This window comes from Stenotrophomonas sp. YJH_SMC_138 (assembly GCF_059369855.1).
Genome location: NZ_JCAFTB010000006.1, coordinates 83844 through 100487 on the forward strand (window position 1 = coordinate 83844; position 16644 = coordinate 100487).

The window sequence follows — 16644 nt, forward strand, 5'->3', positions numbered from 1 at the left end:
CGCTTGGAGCGCGACATGGCTAGAAATGAAAATATTCAATGGCAGCTGGAAGCTGGGGCTTGCGAAATAGTTGCTCAACTACCGTCGTTGCCTCCGGTGATTCGGTACTACGACGATTTCGACGGAAAGCAACGATCAATTCGAGATCCAGCCAATGCCAAATGTTTTGCGGTTCATATCGATGGCCGGGTTGTGAAAGTTGGCTTTGATCATCTGTCCGAGCAACTCGCCTTGTTGATAAAACACGTCTTCTTGTACCTCCTGGGTGAAGGCCTGGCTCCATCGTCGGCAAGCAAGTACGCCCGTGGCAGCAAGGCAATCGGCGAGGCAGAAATCGTCAGGTTGTTGGGGGTAGCACCAACAGGAATAGGATCATTCTGGGCGACATTTTTTGCACGCGACCTGCCGGCGGAAGCGTACGCGTGCGCGAAATCTATCCTGCGACTGCTATGCAAATATCGACTCAACCAATGGGCTGACTCCTATCACGGTGTGATATCCGCCCTGCCCCTTCCCTTCAACGACAAGTACGCCGTCGTCCGGTCTGGCGAAGCGTTTCTCTCGGTGGATGATGAAGCGGCGGTAGTTCGTTTTTTGGACGAAGCGGCAATCCAGGCCAAAGCGTCGTCGCTGACCCTCGAAGATGTGCAAGACGCAGCGATGCTGCTGTGTGCGTACCAGTTCGGGATGCGACCGGTTCAGATCGCAATGCTCACGTTTCGTGACGTCAAAGTTCGTCACGAATCCGTCGACATGTTCGCTTCCGTCCACATCACATTCCGCATGGCGAAACAGCGGAGTTCTAGTGCCGCCAAGCCGCTGATTAGACGAGTAAAACGCGAGTGGACACCTCTTTTCGTCGAGATCGAACGGCGCTTTCAGGTTGATGGCGATGACGCGGGCGCTAGGGTGTTCGGCGCCACATCCGCAAATGAAGCAAGTCGTCGCATCAGCTCCCTACTCCGCGATCTGCTCGAGCTTGGCGCGACTGCCGTCAATCTACGACATACAGCCGCTCAACGCCTCGTTGACGCTGGCGCAAGCCAAGAGGAATTGGCCGAGTTCCTTGGGCACTCGGATATGACTACCGCGCTCGTGTACTACGAAACATCGGCCAACCAGGCGGAGCGGGTGAACAAGGCACTGGGAATCTCCGAGATCTATCAACGCGTGGCTCGAATCGCCCACGATCGGTTTATCGGTCCAGAAGAGCTCGCTCAATTGAAGGAGTCCCAGCAGATAGGCGGAGCGCCACATGGTGTTCCGATCGCGGGGATCGGTGGGTGCACCTCCGGGCAGGCTGCGTGTCCCTACAACCCGATCTTGTCCTGCTATGGCTGCAGGAAGTTCATGCCGATTCACGACGTTCAGACGCACTCGAGAGTTCTAGCCGACTTTCGGGGTGTGGCGCGGTTCTTCCATGACTCATCCCGCGGCGACGCGATTTCGCCGGCCTATCTACAGCTTGAACGGACGATCGCAGAGGTTCAGGCAGTGGTGGCTGAGCTAGAAGGTGCACCGTCTTGAACCCTCACTTCTCCGCTTTCATCAAGCTCGGAAAGGAGCTGGCCGCGACGCATGGGGTTCCTTGGGAAATTCCTCTGGACCAGAGCGGCACTGCGATCAAAGGGCATGAATGGGACCTCACTACGTTAGCAGGGGGCGTTGCTCCCAAGCATCGTTTGCGCCACTTCAGTTCGGAACGTCCGGCAATTGATGCGATCAACGAATCCCGCTCTTCCAACGGGCTGCCGGCTTTGTCTGCTCGCACTTTTTCGCCAGCATGGCAAGACCTCATCAAAGCTGCCGTCATTGAACAGCTGTTTGTTCGCCGCAACTCGTTCGGTCACATCGCCAACAATGTGGCACGTCCCTTGCGCGTGATCGCTACATGCGCGGGAGGCACCGAGCCGTGGGGCATCACTGTTGACGAGATGGCTCTCGCGGTTCGTACCGGCAACAGCATCCAGGCATCAGGCAAGCTTGGCGACTTGATCGCGGGGCTGACCAAGGTGTTGTTTGATACCAACCACTTGGCCGATGTGGGACCGCTCTACCCTGCCCTCGCCGCCGCACGACTCCAGCCTAGAGTCACTCGACGGTCCAGATTTCTCAGTTCTCAAGCGGAGATTCGGCACAACCTGGAAGATCGCAAACGCGCCGAGCGCCTGCCCGAACGTCGCGCGTTCTGGGAGTTGGTCCGGATCGTCATGACCGAGCAGCCCCAGACCTTCATGGACGAACTGCGCTTTGCAGCCATTCGGATCATGATCTTGACGGGCTTCCGAATTGGAGAGGCCACGCTCCTTCCCGCTGAGTGGCGAACGGACCGGCACTACTACGACTCCAAGCAGCGGCCTGCCGGGGAGCTAGGTGGGTATTCGCAATCGCTCATGATCCGGCACTTCGCGGAAAAGCAGCAGGCAAAGAATGCCGATAGCAAGGTGCTCGTCGCCAAGACTCACTACATTCCCCAGATGTTCGAGGAGATCGTGAGTGAGACCCTGACCCGTGCTGAGGCAATCACAAATCCGCTACGAAGCACGCTGAGGAAGCAGACTGAAACAGGGCGCGTTCTGCCAGACTTTGCGCTCAGCGAGCTGGTGCCGACCACGCAAATCTACCCTCGCCTTTCCGGAAACGCCTTCTGGCTAGACCTGGCCGAGGACAAGAAGCAGTATTGGACGCAGAAGTGCCGTCAGAACTATTCCGCTGATTGCTTCGACGAGCTCCAGAAAGTTCAAGAGAGCTTGAATGCTAGTCTTCAAGGTGAAATGAGTGCGACCGCTCGCATGTACTTTCGCCGGATGGCGGGATTCGAGGGCAAAGATGGTGGCGCATTGGTGCTGAGAGACGTTGAAGGCAAGGCAATTTCACCCAATGGAAGGCGTGACATGAGCCAGGTCTACGTCAAGATCGGGGATCTTGAAAATTACCTTCGTTTCGCGGCCAGATCAAAGTTGCCGGACACCGACCTTTTCAGTCTGACCGATCGCAGCTTTGCTTCCTGGGAATTTCTTTTCCTGCATCCGAAACGATCCCTTGCTGAGGAGCGAAACAATGGGGTCTGCGATGTCACCCGATACGTCTCCATTGGTCGGCCCGATACAAGCCTGGTGAACCTTTCCCTGGGCGAACAGAAGTCCCGCGACACGCTGTTCAAACGGTACGCGCAATCTGACGAGGACAAAGACTTGGTACTCACCTCCCACACCCTGCGTCACCTACAGAACACCGAGCTTTTCCGTCTCGGCGTGGCCGACACCATCATCTCCAAACGCTTCAATCGCCGTAGCGTGGCCCAAAGCTACGAGTACGATCATCGCAGCCTGGCGGAAGAGTTGGATCAACTCGAACTGCCTGCAGACGTGGAAATGGCGCTCGGCGAGAAGGCCAGCACTGTCGCGAAGATGATCCAATCCGGAAAAGCCAGCGGTCCAATCGTGGATGCGTTCAAGAAGATCCAGAGCACCGAGGGTGACACCGCCGCGTTCGAGTTCCTGAAGGTCGAAGCCGATGGCTTTCACGCGACTCCCTACGGGCATTGCTTGAACAGCTTCACTGTCGATCCGTGCCCGAAACATCTTGAGTGCTTTTCCGGCTGTCGCCATCTTTCGGCGACAAACTTGCCAGAGAACCGTCGCCATCTGCGCACCCTAGAACTCAAGTTGGCCGCGGCTGTCGAGGCCGCAGAGACCAAGCCTTCAAAGAGCATCGGCCGCACAAACCAAATTCAACATGCAAAGGTCCGACTTGACGGCGTGCGCACACTCTTGGCAACCAAGCAAGGCGAGAAGCCTTTCCCCGATGGTCCCGACCTCTCTCTTCCTCGCCGCACGGGAGTTATGGATGGATAGCGACACCTTGGAAAAACAGACATCTGAGCCTGACCCTGAAATGCGTCAGGTGTTGGACGACCTCCTCGCCCGCGATGAGGACATCACCGCGCGGGCAGTTGCACGTTTGCATCCGCGAATCAATGCAGCGTCGTCGATCACCCGGAGCGTAGAACGCAGCCGCATGCTTGCGCAGTATCAGGAGCGGCAAGCCGAATTCCGTCGTTGGCGAGGCAGGCCGGGAAAGCTCTCTGGTGATGCAGCGGCCAGCGCCTTGGCAGATCGCGATGTGCGCATCGCCGAGCTCGAATCGCAGGTCGCTCTGCTAACGGCATCCCACGTCGCGATGATCCGCGCAGTTGGCGAACTGGGCGGCTTCAGCAAGTGGGCACAGTTCTATGAATCGTACAGCGGCTCAAGGGACCAGCTGGCGCAGCTGGGCGCGCTGCCAGAAGCAACGGTGGAGTTACTTCCGCAGCGCAGGCCAAAGTAATCGGCGATGCTTCGGCCGCGGTCCGGAAGCGAGTGATTCACACGAATCTACTGCGGAGTACCCACTCAGCGGGCGCCAATGCCACGCTCAGGTGTCGGTGCGGCCGCTCCCGGCCCATGGGCGGCAGCGGCCCGATGGGTCTGAACGTGCATTTCGCTCGCCATACCCAAGACCGGCTGGACCAGCAATCCCACGGCCAGCTGCGATAGCAGCAGCCAGCGTAGGTACATCCGCATCCGGCCAAGGGCGGTCATGGAGGGGTCTTGCGTGCGTCGGCACGTGCGCGGCGGGCATCACCCAGAATCTCGACGGCTTCCTTGATCACATACAGCCCGATCAGGGCGCCGATCACGAAATCCGGGTACGGACTGCCCAGCCACCACACCAACAGGCCGGCCAGAATCACCCCGACGTTGGCCACGACATCGGCGCGGGTGAACAACCAGGTCGCCCGCAGGTGCACTTCGCCGGACTTCAGCGGCGCCAGCATGCGCAGCACAGTCATATTGACCACCAGCGACAGCAGCGCCGTGCCGATCATCCAGCCACTCACCGGCTCGGCGCCGTACATCACTCGACGGCCGACCTCTACCAGCACGCCCACGCCCAGCACCATCAGTACGCTACCGCTGACCCAGGCTGCGTTCGCCTTGAAGCGGGCCGTGCGCCCGATGGCGACCAGGCCAATGGCATAGGCGGTGGCGTCGGAGAGCATGTCCAGGGCGTCTGCCAACAGGCCGGTGGAGTGGGCGATCCAGCCCGCAATGCCGCCGATCACGGCCATGGCCGCGTTCAAGGCCAGGGCAATCCAGAGAACGCGCCGCTCCTGCGCGTTCTTGGCCTCGTGATGGCAGCCGCAGTCAGTCATCGGATCATTCTCCAGTCGCAGGGAAGCCGCGCCGGGCGGGCTGGCATGGCACAGGCTGTGAGCGTAAAGTCTGTAGCTACTACGGAGTCAAGCGTACCTACGAATGAAAATCAGTGAGGCTGCCGATGCCAGCGGATGCCACCTGGAGACGATCCGCTATTACGAGCGGATCGGACTTCTGCCGCGCCCGGGGCGCTCGGGCAATGGCTATCGGGTCTATGGCCCGGCGGACATTGAACGGTTGCGCTTCATTGCGCGCGGTCGGGACCTGGGTTTCAGCTTGGAAGAGGTCCGCAGCTTGCTGCAGTTGGCCGGGGATGAGGCCCTTTCATGCGCAGATGTGGATCGGCTGGCCCGCAGCCACTTGGCCGACGTGCGTGCGCGGATGGCCGACCTGCAGCGCATGGCCGGCGAGCTGGAACGGGTAATTTTTAGTTGCCATGGCGGGCAGCGGGCTGAGTGCACGATTCTGTCGACCCTGCGACAGCCGACCTCTGTCGAGGCCATACATCGGTGACCGAACTAGACCGCTACCTCGATGCGGCCACGCGCCAAAACACGGTGCGCAGCTACGCGTCGGCGCTGCGGCACTTCGAGGTCGAATGGCAGGGCCACCTCCCAGCCACACCTGACAGCGTAGCGCGGTACCTGGCAGCGTATGCGCAGACGTTGGCGCCCAGCACCCTACGTCGTAGCCACTGGTCGATACCCGCAGGCAGCGGCACATCAGGCGAATCGGAAACTCATCGCGGCAACGTTCGATCACCTGATACCTCAGGATGATCCCTTGGCAAAGAACGTCGCCGCTTCGCGCAAAAAATCCCGCTCCTTGGTGATCCTGGCCAACTCGCGCTTGAGCCGGGCAACTTCCTCGTCACGCGGGCTACCGGTGCCAACAAAGGCGGCTTTTCCCACCGCCTGTGCCTCCCGCTTCCAGCGAGTCAGCAGGCTGTCACGGATGCCCAGCTCACGGGCTACCTGGGCGCAGCTGACACCTGGCCGACTGGCTTGCTCCACTGCACCACGCTTGAACTCGGCACTGAACTTACGACGCTTTGACATGAACACTCCTCATGGCCTGAATCGGCCTTCTTGTAAGTGTCCGTGAAAACGGGGGTGAACCCGATGGGGCAATACCAAGTCAAACCTGATGAAAAGCTCACTGGAGGTCACGGCAACGGAGCCACCATGTGCCTCCGCAATCGATTTCACGATGGCAAGGCCAAGACCGGCGCCGGCCGTATTTCGTTGCCGTGCCGGATCAACTCGGTAGAAGCGGTTGAAGAGCTTTGGTAGATCGGGCTCAGGAATTCTCTCACCGGGATTGACCACACTGATCGTTGTCCACTGCTCATCCTGCGAAAGCAAGACCGTAATGCTCTTGCCGCGAGGCGTGTGTCGAATTGCATTCGAGAGAAGATTGTTCAGCGCCCGGGTGAGCATTTCCCGATCCGCCGCTATGCTGCCGATCGCCCCTTTAACACCAAGCGTAATGCCGCTATCTTCTGCCAGCGCCTCGAAATAGTCGAACAGACTCCGCACCAATTCGGACAGATCAATGGTAGACAGACGCAAGTTACGGGGATCATTTTCCGTTTGGGCAAGAAACAGCATGTCACCAATCATGCGTCCCATCCGATCAAACTCTTCCAAATTTGAATAGAGGATTTCTCTGTATTCCTCGTTGCTGCGCGGCTGGCCAAGCGCCACGTGAGTCTGCGTGACCAGGTTGGTGACGGGCGTGCGCAACTCGTGCGCGATGTCTGCGGAAAAGTGTGATAGCCGGGTGAAGCCTTCCTCGATTCTCGCCAACATATCGTTGAAGGCGAATACCAGTTCCGCCAGTTCGATCGGCACATCCCGAGGATCCAGCCTCACATCCAGCTTTGAAGAGCGAATCGCCCGAATCTCTTCATTGACCTTGCGAATCGGCAGGTGGCCCCACTGCACCGCCAGCCAAGCCACACCGAGCGCCAGACACATTACCAAGCCGGTTGCCCACCAGAGCATGCGCTTGAACTCGGCCAGGAAGTCGAGATGAAAGCCGATGTCCATGGCGGCGACGATGCGGTAGCCGGACGCCGCTGAATCGTCAGCAGGCAGTTGTACCACCACACCTCGATATGACCTCTGATCCTCCTGCCACACGGTCAAATCGTCAGCGGTGATGCGGTTGACCAACTTTTTGCTACTGGCAAGTTTAGACAGGTCAGGACCGGGCGTGGCATAGATGCTATTGCCAGACCCATCGTAGACGCCGTACGCCATTCCATGATGTCCTGCGACTGCGTTGGCCAAGTGTTGCTTCAGTTCGTCGCTTGCGAAGTCACTTGCAAGCTGGTGCAAGGGCTCAGCCAAAGCGGTTGTCACTGCCTCCAGTTCGTGGGCATCCTGTTGAGCAAAGTGGTGCTCCAACGACCGGAGAATGACCCAGTTGAACACAAGGAACACCAAGGTCGTGGCGATACCAACCAGGGCCGTGACCCTTAATGCAAGCGACGCTGGACGGCTTTGCCGCGGCTTATGGCGCAGGGGCATCATCGGGCGCATCGAGCGTGTATCCCATTCCACGCACGGTGTGGATGAGCTTCGGATTGAACGCATCGTCTATCTTCGCGCGTAGACGGCGGATGGCTACATCGATGACGTTGCTGTCGCTGTCGAAATTCATGTCCCATACCTGCGACGCGATCAGAGAACGTGGAAGGACCTCCCCCTGGCGACGGGCCAGGAGCTCAAGCAACGCGAACTCCTTGCTGGTGAGATTGATGCGTTGGCCAGCGCGCTTTGCGCGCCGGCGCGCCAAGTCCAGTACCAAATCGGCAACCTGGATGCGATCAGGCTGGCTCGGAGCGCTTCCGCGTCGCAGCAGCGTCCGCACCCGCGCCAGCAACTCAGAGAACGCGAATGGCTTGACGAGGTAGTCGTCCGCTCCCAGTTCCAATCCCTTGACACGGTCGTCTACACCGCCACGCGCCGTCAGAAAGAGCACAGGGACCTGTTTACCGGCATCTCGAAGGGCACGCACGATGCGCCAGCCATCGACATCCGGCAGCATGACATCTAAGACCACCAGATCGTATGTCTCGCCCATGGCCAGGTGGTGTCCGTCCAATCCGTTGCGCGCCAGATCCACGACGAATCCCGCCTCCATGAGACCTTGGCGGACGTAATCCGCCGTCTTGTTCTCGTCTTCAACGACCAGCAGTTTCATCGCATGTCCCATGAAATCGCTACGGCGCGGAAAAATAGCCGCTCACGATGTACGCATTCATCCACTTTCAATCAGCAATTTACTGGTTGCCAGCTTCCACGAACATGACACGAACATTACATGAATGTAATTCAGGGGTCATTCGATGGAAAGTGCCCAACCCATAGCATTACCTGCATTGCGTCGAACTGTGCCGCTCAGGATGGGGTGGCGTTTAGAACGACTTCCGAGTCATCTATGGAGGATTTCAGGCCATGCCGCCTCGTTCACCCTTTTTTATCGTGCCCACACAGGGCCTTTCTCGTCGGCGTTTCGTCCAAGGGTTAGCCGCCGGCGGCGTTCTCGCTGGGCTGTCCACGCCTGCGTTCAAGGCATTTGCCCAGCAAGGCTCCGCGACGCGCGGTGCCGCCCCTGTGCTGAAGGGCACCGAGTTCGACTTGGTGATCGCCGAATCGCCCGTGAACTTCACGGGCAAGCCAGGCGTGGCTACGACCATCAACGGCTCGCTGCCGGCACCGACATTGCGTTGGCGCGAGGGTGACACCGTCACAATCCGTGTAACCAACAAGCTGCGTGAAGCCACATCCATTCACTGGCACGGGATCATCCTGCCGTATCAGATGGATGGCGTGCCGGGCATCAGCTTCAATGGCATCGCTCCCGGCGAGACCTTCACGTACCGCTTCAAGGTTCAGCAGAGCGGCTCCTACTGGTACCACTCGCACTCCGGCTTCCAGGAACTCACGGGCATGTACGGGGCGATCATCATCGACCCCGCTGGCGCCGAGACCATCCACGCCGACCGTGACCACGTGCTGCTGTTCTCGGATTGGACCGACGAAGACCCGATGCGGGTGTTCACCAAGCTCAAGTCCCAAAGCGACTATTACAACTACAACCAACCTACCGTCTTCGACTTCTTCCGGGACGCCTCGCGCGAAGGCACGGCCGCTGCGATCGACAAGCGCAAGATGTGGAACGAGATGCGGATGAATCCGACGGATCTCGCAGATCTGTCTGCCGCCACGCTGACCTATCTGGCCAACGGCGTCACCCCCGCCGGCAATTGGACGGCGCTGTTCCGACCGGGTGAGCGCGTGCGGCTGCGCATGGTCAACGGTGCGGGCAACACCTTCTACGACGTACGCATTCCAGGACTGAAACTCACGGTGGTGCACGTCGATGGTGTTGACGTGGAGCCGGTGACCGTCGATGAGTTCCGATTCGGTCCTGGCGAAACCGTCGACGTGATCGTCCAGCCACGGGATGACGCTTACACGATCTTCGCCCAGGCGATGGACCGGACAGGCTACGCGCGTGCCACGCTGGCCGTGCGTGAAGGTCTTCAAGCTCCCGTGCCTGCCCTCGATCCGGTCGAATGGCTGACCATGAACGACATGATGGGCGGCATGATGGGGGGCATGGACCATGGCGGGTCCGGCCAGGCCATGGAGATGACCGGGATGACGGGCATGACGGGCATGACGGGCATGACCGGGATGACCGGGATGGGCTCGGGTTCGATGTCCGGGATGGATCATGGGGCGATGGCAGGCATGAATCACGGCGCCATGAACCACGGTGGCATGGCGATGGATCACAGCCAACACGCCGCGGCGGCGGGGGGACTGGCCGTGCCCAGCACTACTGCTCGCCACGCTCGCACCGAGTATGGTGCCAGCACGGACATGCGCGTTGACATGGCGCGCACCAACCTCGATGACCCCGGCATCGGACTGCGCAACAACGGTCGGCGCGTGTTGACCCTCGCGGATCTGCATACCCCGTCGGGGCCGCTGGACAAGAGAGGCCCCGGCCGGGAGGTCGAACTGCACCTCACGGGCAACATGGAACGCTACGCATGGTCCCTGGACGGGCTGGAGTTCGGAAAGTCCACGCCGGTGCACTTCAAACACGGCGAGCGGCTGCGGGTCATTCTGCACAACGACACCATGATGACCCATCCCATGCACCTGCACGGCATGTGGAGCGAGCTGGAAAGCCCCGACGGTCGCTTCCTTGCGCGCCGCCACACCCTGCCGGTGCAGCCGGCACAACGCATCAGCTTCCTGGTGACAGCCGACGCGCTCGGCCGCTGGGCGTGGCACTGCCACCTGATGTTCCACATGGATGCCGGCATGTTCCGCGAAGTCGTGGTGTCTTGAACCCAGCGCACAAGGAAGACCAAGAATGTCCAAAGCACTCCCCACTCGCGCACTGGCCACGACGCTTCTGGCCCTGGTAAGCGTCGCCGCCCAGGCACAAGCACAGAACGGCCATGCAGCGCACGGCCAGGCCGACGCTCAAACGGCCGCGCCATCCACTCAGACCGTGGCTCCTGCCGCCGACCCGCACGCGGGTCACGCGACGTCGGCGAGCGGCTCGACCGCGGCCCCGGCCATGGATCACGGCAACATGCAGATGCAGGGCGGGTCGGCGCCTCCTGACGCCCGCGATCCGCATGGCTACTCCAATGGCCTGACATTGGGATCGGGCGACTACGCCGTACCCGGTGTGCCGCGGCTGATGCTGGCCGACGAACACAGGTTCTTTTCGTTGCGCGGCGAAACCCTGGAACGCCGCTTCACGCGCAAAGGGGACGATTCCACGGCCTACGACCTCCAGGCGTGGTATGGGACGACCTACAACAAGGCCGTCGTGAAGGCCGAAGGCGATATCGCCAATGGAAAGCTCGAAGAATCGCGTACCGAGCTTCTCTGGGGGCACGCCGTCGCACCGTACTGGGACACCCAGCTCGGCGTTCGGGTGGATAACGGAGAAGGCCCGAGCCGTCAATGGTTGGCTTTCGGCATCCAGGGCCTCGCCCCCTACTGGTTCGAGCTGGAGGCGACGGGCTACGTGGGAAGTGGTGGACGTACGGCGCTGCGTGTCGAGGGCAGCTACGAGCTGCTGCTGACCCAGCGACTGATTCTGGAGCCTCGCGCCGAGTTGCAGTTCTATGGCAAGGACGACCCGGAACGCGGTATCGGCAAGGGCCTGGCCGAAGCGTCTGCTGGCTTGCGCCTGCGCTATGAATTCAGTCGCCAGTTCGCCCCCTATATCGGCGTGGAACGGGCGGGCAGCTTCGGACGCACCGCGGACTATGTGCGTGCCGAAGGCGGCCGTGCGCAGCAGACGCGCTGGGTGGCTGGCGTGCGATTCTGGTTCTAGAACCTAGCGGGTTCGATCATCTGATGAGAGGCAATCCATGAACATGCACTACGACAGAAGCCAGAGCAAAGTGCCGAGACGCCAGGCATTGATCGCTGGCTTGTTGGTGATGGCACTCGCAGGACCGAGCCTGGCGCAGAGCCGACCGATTGCCAAGGTCTGGAAGGACCCGAGCTGCGGATGCTGCAAGGACTGGCTCTCACACCTGCAAGGCGCAGGCTTCGATGTGCAGGTTCTCGACACCGGGAACACCGCAGCGCGCACGCGGCTGGGCATCCCGCAGAAGTACGGTTCTTGCCACACGGCGCAGATCGGCGGCTATGCCATCGAGGGTCATGTGCCTGCCTCGGACATTCAACGCTTGCTGCGCGAAGCCCCGCAGGCCATCGGCCTCGCGGCGCCGGGCATGCCGGTCGGTTCGCCCGGCATGGATGGTCCGGCCTATGGTGGACGCAAGGACGCCTACGACGTGCTGCTGATCGGGAAAAACGGTAGCAGCACGGTCTATCAGTCGCATCGCTGACCATCCATCAACCCTTCTCTGTGGAGATATGCCATGCAGCATCAGCACACACAGACCCCCAGCGATCGTCCCCGGTTCTGGCGATCGCGCTACGGCGTGGCGTTCCTCGTCATCGCCGCTGTCGCCGCGTATTTCCTGCTCAAGGAGCACACGGCCCATGTTGCCGGCTATCTCCCCTTCCTGCTGCTGGCGGCTTGTCCGCTGATGCACCTGTTCATACACCGTGGTCACGGCCCCGGCGGACACGATCATGCCGCGCGTCAGGGTGAGGAAGGTGCCGCAGCCTCCAAGGAGCAGAAGCAATGAGTCGAGGCACTCGCACCGTGCGAGCACGCGACGCCGCGCTTGTCTCCTTGCGCGCCTGCGGCCTGCTGCGATCACCAGACACCAACAGTTAACGGCGGAGGGCACTTGTCACTATGAATTCACCCAGCAAGTCTTCAGGACATGAGCACGCAGGCATGGCGGCGGGTGCCACAACGTCCGGCCCGCATACCCACCACCATCACGCCAGCCATGCTGGAAGTGACGACGCGGGCGGGTCCTCAAGCCACACGCAGCCCGATGCCGCGACGCGAGATCCGGTGTGTGGCATGGCGGTCACGGCGGCGTCGGAGCACCGCTCCACGCACTTGGGGAACACGTACTTGTTTTGCAGCACCGGATGCAAGGCCAAATTCGACGCCGATCCGGCGCGATATGCCAGCGGTGACGCGGGCATAGGCACAGGCAGCGGCCATGCACCGCATCACCATGCCAGCACCGCAGTTTCACCGGCCCCGGCGGCATCGCCAACCGCGCCCGGAACCATCTACACCTGCCCGATGCACCCGGAGATCCGCCAGGATCATCCGGGAACCTGCCCCAAGTGCGGGATGACGCTTGAGCCTCTGCTGCCCGACCTCGATGACGACAACCCGGAGTTGCGTGACTTCTCGCGTCGCTTCTGGTGGACCTTGCCGCTGACGCTCGTGGTCCTGGCGCTGGCGATGCTGGGCGAGCGGCTGCACCTGATGGACATGGCTACACAGAGCTGGGTCGAGTTGGTGCTGTCGTTGCCGATCGTGCTGTGGGCCGGCTGGCCCTTCTTCTCCCGCGGCTGGCTGTCCGTGGTCAACCGCAGCCCGAACATGTGGACACTGATCGGCCTGGGAACGGGTGCGGCATTCATCTACAGCGTTGTGGCAACCGTTGCGCCGGAAGTGTTTCCAGCTTCCTTCATGTCCATGGGACGGGTCGGCGTGTATTTCGAGGCCGCCGCCGTCATCATCTCGCTGACACTGCTCGGCCAGGTGCTGGAACTCAAGGCCCGCTCCCAGACTTCGGCAGCCATCAAGTCGCTGCTGGGGCTGGCACCCAAGACGGCGCGGCGCATCAATGCGGACGGCAGCGAGGAAGACGTGCCACTCAGCCATGTGCACGTCGGCGACCTGCTGCGCATCCGCCCCGGCGAGAAGGTGCCGGTGGATGGCATCGTGCACGAGGGCAGCAGCTCGATTGACGAATCCATGCTGACCGGCGAACCGCTGCCCGTCAGCAAGCGCGCGGGCGACAAGGTCATCGGGGCCACACTCAACACCAGCGGCGCGCTGATCATGCGTTCGGAGCGGATCGGCTCGGACACCGTTCTATCGCAGATCGTCCAGATGGTCGCCCAGGCGCAGCGTTCCAAGGCACCGATGCAACGCATGGCCGATGTCGTTGCCGGCTACTTCGTGATGGCCGTCGTCGCCATTGCGGTAACGACGCTCTTTGTATGGGGATTCTTCGGGCCACAGCCCACCTGGGTCTATGGACTGATCAATGCGGTGGCCGTCCTGATCATCGCCTGCCCGTGCGCGCTGGGTCTGGCCACGCCGATGTCGATCATGGTCGCAACGGGCCGTGGCGCCACGCAGGGCGTGCTGTTCCGCGATGCCGCGGCGATCGAGAATCTTCGCAAGGTCGATACCCTCGTCATCGACAAGACAGGAACCCTGACCGAAGGCCGACCTGCTTTCGATCAGGTCGTCGCAGCCCCCGGCTTTACGAACGATGAGGTGCTGCGTCTTGCGGCCAGCCTGGACCAGGGCAGTGAACACCCCCTGGCCGACGCCATCGTGCAGGCTGCGCGTGCCCAGGGCCTCCAACTCGTGAAGCCTCAGAGCTTTGAATCGGGAACCGGCATCGGCGTGCGCGGAAAGGTTGAGCACCGGCAACTGGCGTTGGGCAACACAGTGCTGATGGAACAGTCTGGCGTATCGGTGGAACCGCTCGTACCCCAGGCCGAAGCTCTGCGCGGCGAAGGGGCCAGCGTCATGTACCTGGCGGTGGACGGGCAGCTCGCGGGCTTGCTCGCCGTGTCCGATCCGGTCAAGGGCAGCACCCCCGAGGCCCTGGCCGCGTTGAAGGCTGCGGGCCTGCGGGTCATCATGGCCACCGGGGACGGGCAGACCACCGCCAAAGCCGTCGGTGCACGCCTAGGCATCGACGAGGTGCATGGTGAGGTCAAGCCGGCGGACAAGCTCATGTTGATCGAGCGACTGCAGAAAGAAGGACGCATCGTCGCCATGGCCGGAGACGGCATCAACGACGCGCCGGCCTTGGCGAAGGCAGACGTGGGCATCGCCATGGGAACGGGAACCGACGTGGCGATGAACAGCGCCCAGGTCACGCTGGTCAAGGGTGACCTGCGTGGCATCGCTGTCGCTCGCACGCTCTCGGTGAGTACCGTGCGCAACATGAAGCAGAACCTCATGTTCGCCTTCCTCTACAACGCACTGGGCATCCCCATCGCCGCCGGGGTTCTCTATCCCCTCACGGGCTGGCTGCTGTCGCCGCTGATCGCAGCATTGGCGATGAGCCTGAGTTCGGCGTCGGTCGTTGGCAACGCCTTGCGCCTGAGAGCGAGCCGACTGTGACCGGATTTTCTTTCTGAAACTACAGGAGCCTGCTATCGCCCAGCAAACCGTTTCTTTCGTTCCACGCCGTTGCAAAGGTGCAAGCCTTATCTCGGCATTTCGTTCTTAAACCACACCTCACACATCCAGGTAGAAACTTCTATGACCCGTTCAGGTTTCATCGCCAAGCTCGTCGCGCCGATCGCTGCTGGTCTGTTCGCCACCGCCGCATTCGCGCATCCTTCGCTGGTGTCTTCAACGCCGGCCGACAAGTCGCAGGTTTCTGCGCCAGCCACCATCGAACTGAAGTTCTCCGAGACGCTGGTGCCGCAGTTCTCCGCCGCGAGCCTTGTCATGACTGGCATGCCGGGAATGGCGAGCCATGGCCCGATGAAGATCAACGCCCGCGTCGCGGCTGCCGGCGACGGCAAGACCATGGTCATCACGCCGGCACAGGCGCTCCAGCCCGGTGACTATCGCGTCGAATGGCGTGCCGTCTCCTCGGACACGCATCCGATCACGGGTAACGTCACCTTCAAGGTGAAGTAAGCCCATGGCCGGGGATTGGTTGACCATCGTCCTGCGCCTGGCGCTGTATCTGGACCTGGCGGCGGCGTTTGGCGTCGCCATGTTCGGTCTCTATGCTTTGGGCAACGACGAGCGATCCTCGACGATCTCGCGCCGCTATCGCGTCCTCATTGGCGCATCCGCTGCCATCGGCATTGCCCTGTCGATGTGGGGCATGACGGTCATGGCCAAGGCCATGTCCGGTGCCCAGAGCTACGCGGAGCTGTCAATGCACGTCTTCGACATGCTCATTACGGGCACGCACATGGGCATCGCCTGGTGCATTCGCATCCTCGCGCTGTTGGTGTGTATGCTCGTCGCAATGTTGAAATTGAACGCTACCTTGCGATTTGCAGTGATGGCGCTCTCCACCGGCGTGGCGCTGGCAACCCTTGCGTGGGCAGGCCACGGCGCGATGGACGACGGCGTTCGCGGCTACATCCATCTTGCGTCGGATATCACGCACCTCTGGGCAGCGGGCGCTTGGGTGGGCGCATTGGTGGCGTTCTTGATGCTGGCATCCCACAAGCAGGATGTCGCGCAAGACCCGGTAGCGGTCCTCAGTCGGACGTCGAATGGCTTTGCTCGCATAGGTACAGCGATCGTGGCTGCACTCGTCGTGAGTGGAATTCTCAATTACCTGTTGATCGCCGGACCATCGTTTGATCCGCTCATCTCGACGCTGTATGGCCGGCTGCTGATGGTAAAGCTCTTGCTTTTCGCAGGCATGCTGGCGTTGGCTGCTGCCAATCGGTATCGGTTGAGCCCGAGCCTGGAGGCAGCTTTGAAGGCAGGCAATCGCGCACAGGCAGTCATCAAGCTTAGGCAGAGTCTGTTCACGGAGGCGACCTTGGCCGTTTTGGTTCTGGCGAGCGTTGCATGGCTTGGCATCTTGTCTCCCACTGGAACCTAGTCCTTCATAGCCGGCAGATGACTCAAGTGCTGTCACGAATCCGGATCCTGGAAAGGCAGTGAATCGAAGGAAAAATGAGGGCGACAAGACTCCATGTCATTTGAAATCAATGGCATGCATAAAATCGCGCGCCCCTCTAACCCTCGATTCTAGGTGCCGTCGGCTCAAAGAGCGACAAGC

At 61.1% G+C, this 16644-nt stretch carries 14 protein-coding genes and 2 pseudogenes; 12 read left to right on the top strand and 4 right to left on the bottom strand.

What is annotated here, in order from left to right:
• Positions 1-15: 15 nt before the first annotated feature.
• From AC5P7I_RS13905 to AC5P7I_RS13915, 3 genes are read left to right on the top strand one after another with little or no spacing between them, the layout of a single operon-like run.
• Positions 16-1527 (top strand): tyrosine-type recombinase/integrase, encoded by a 1512-nt coding sequence (locus AC5P7I_RS13905; RefSeq protein ID WP_254620666.1) that lies wholly within the window; start codon positions 16-18, stop codon positions 1525-1527.
• Positions 1524-3857, top strand: a complete 2334-nt coding sequence (locus AC5P7I_RS13910) for a hypothetical protein (RefSeq protein WP_262087599.1) — start codon at positions 1524-1526, stop codon at positions 3855-3857. Before AC5P7I_RS13905 ends, AC5P7I_RS13910 begins: the two co-directional genes overlap by 4 nt.
• The gene (locus tag AC5P7I_RS13915; protein ID WP_017354456.1) at positions 3850-4329 is read left to right on the top strand and encodes a hypothetical protein; all 480 of its coding nucleotides are present in this window, start codon (positions 3850-3852) and stop codon (positions 4327-4329) included. Before AC5P7I_RS13910 ends, AC5P7I_RS13915 begins: the two co-directional genes overlap by 8 nt.
• A 250-nt stretch (positions 4330-4579) precedes the next feature.
• Here the strand turns inward: AC5P7I_RS13915 and AC5P7I_RS13920 are convergent, their stop codons facing one another.
• Positions 4580-5197 carry a cation diffusion facilitator family transporter gene (locus tag AC5P7I_RS13920; RefSeq protein ID WP_174842203.1) on the bottom strand — a complete coding sequence of 206 codons (618 nt, stop codon included), beginning with the start codon at positions 5195-5197 and terminating at the stop codon, positions 4580-4582.
• A gap of 103 nt (positions 5198-5300) precedes the next feature.
• Here AC5P7I_RS13920 and AC5P7I_RS13925 point away from each other — a divergent pair, with 103 nt between their 5' ends.
• Together AC5P7I_RS13925 and AC5P7I_RS13930 are read left to right on the top strand one after the other, a co-directional pair.
• Entirely contained in the window at positions 5301-5714 is a 414-nt protein-coding gene (locus tag AC5P7I_RS13925) for a MerR family transcriptional regulator (protein WP_262087601.1), read from the top strand.
• A pseudogene (locus tag AC5P7I_RS13930) lies at positions 5711-5890 on the top strand (Tn3 family resolvase); the annotation flags it as partial. The gene AC5P7I_RS13925 and the pseudogene AC5P7I_RS13930, both read left to right, overlap by 4 nt.
• On the opposite strand, the pseudogene AC5P7I_RS13935 reads toward AC5P7I_RS13930, so the two are convergent.
• The 3 genes and pseudogenes from AC5P7I_RS13935 to AC5P7I_RS13945 form a co-directional block, all read right to left on the bottom strand.
• Positions 5889-6259, bottom strand: a pseudogene (locus AC5P7I_RS13935) (transposase); the annotation flags it as partial. The pseudogenes AC5P7I_RS13930 and AC5P7I_RS13935 overlap by 2 nt on opposite strands.
• 9 nt (positions 6260-6268) lie before the next feature.
• Entirely contained in the window at positions 6269-7738 is a 1470-nt protein-coding gene (locus AC5P7I_RS13940; protein ID WP_445978318.1) for a heavy metal sensor histidine kinase, read from the bottom strand.
• A complete protein-coding gene (locus tag AC5P7I_RS13945; protein WP_262087605.1) occupies positions 7719-8411 on the bottom strand; it encodes a heavy metal response regulator transcription factor in 693 nt (230 codons plus the stop codon). The genes AC5P7I_RS13940 and AC5P7I_RS13945 overlap by 20 nt, the downstream gene beginning before the upstream one ends.
• A 254-nt stretch (positions 8412-8665) precedes the next feature.
• On the opposite strand from AC5P7I_RS13945, the gene AC5P7I_RS13950 reads away from it, so the two are divergent.
• From AC5P7I_RS13950 to copD, 7 genes are all read left to right on the top strand, one after another.
• Positions 8666-10576, top strand: coding sequence for a copper resistance system multicopper oxidase (locus AC5P7I_RS13950; RefSeq protein WP_005408884.1), 1911 nt, complete (start codon positions 8666-8668; stop codon positions 10574-10576).
• Positions 10577-10601: 25 nt separating this feature from the next.
• Positions 10602-11582 carry a copper resistance protein B gene (locus AC5P7I_RS13955; RefSeq protein WP_262087608.1) on the top strand — a complete coding sequence of 327 codons (981 nt, stop codon included), beginning with the start codon at positions 10602-10604 and terminating at the stop codon, positions 11580-11582.
• A 37-nt stretch (positions 11583-11619) separates the two neighbouring features.
• On the top strand, positions 11620-12105 hold the full coding sequence (locus AC5P7I_RS13960; RefSeq protein ID WP_262087610.1) for a DUF411 domain-containing protein: 486 nt from the start codon (positions 11620-11622) through the stop codon (positions 12103-12105).
• Positions 12106-12138: 33 nt separating this feature from the next.
• The gene (locus AC5P7I_RS13965) at positions 12139-12411 is read left to right on the top strand and encodes a DUF2933 domain-containing protein (protein ID WP_262087612.1); all 273 of its coding nucleotides are present in this window, start codon (positions 12139-12141) and stop codon (positions 12409-12411) included.
• A gap of 155 nt (positions 12412-12566) precedes the next feature.
• Positions 12567-15005 (top strand): heavy metal translocating P-type ATPase, encoded by a 2439-nt coding sequence (locus AC5P7I_RS13970; RefSeq protein WP_445978319.1) that lies wholly within the window; start codon positions 12567-12569, stop codon positions 15003-15005.
• Positions 15006-15146: 141 nt separating this feature from the next.
• Complete coding sequence (gene copC / locus AC5P7I_RS13975) at positions 15147-15533, top strand: copper homeostasis periplasmic binding protein CopC (protein WP_057386257.1); 387 nt, start codon at positions 15147-15149, stop codon at positions 15531-15533.
• Between the two features lie 19 nt (positions 15534-15552).
• Positions 15553-16464: a copper homeostasis membrane protein CopD gene (gene copD, locus AC5P7I_RS13980; protein ID WP_445978320.1), complete on the top strand. Its 912-nt coding sequence runs from the start codon at positions 15553-15555 to the stop codon at positions 16462-16464.
• The last annotated feature ends 180 nt before the right edge of the window (positions 16465-16644 follow it).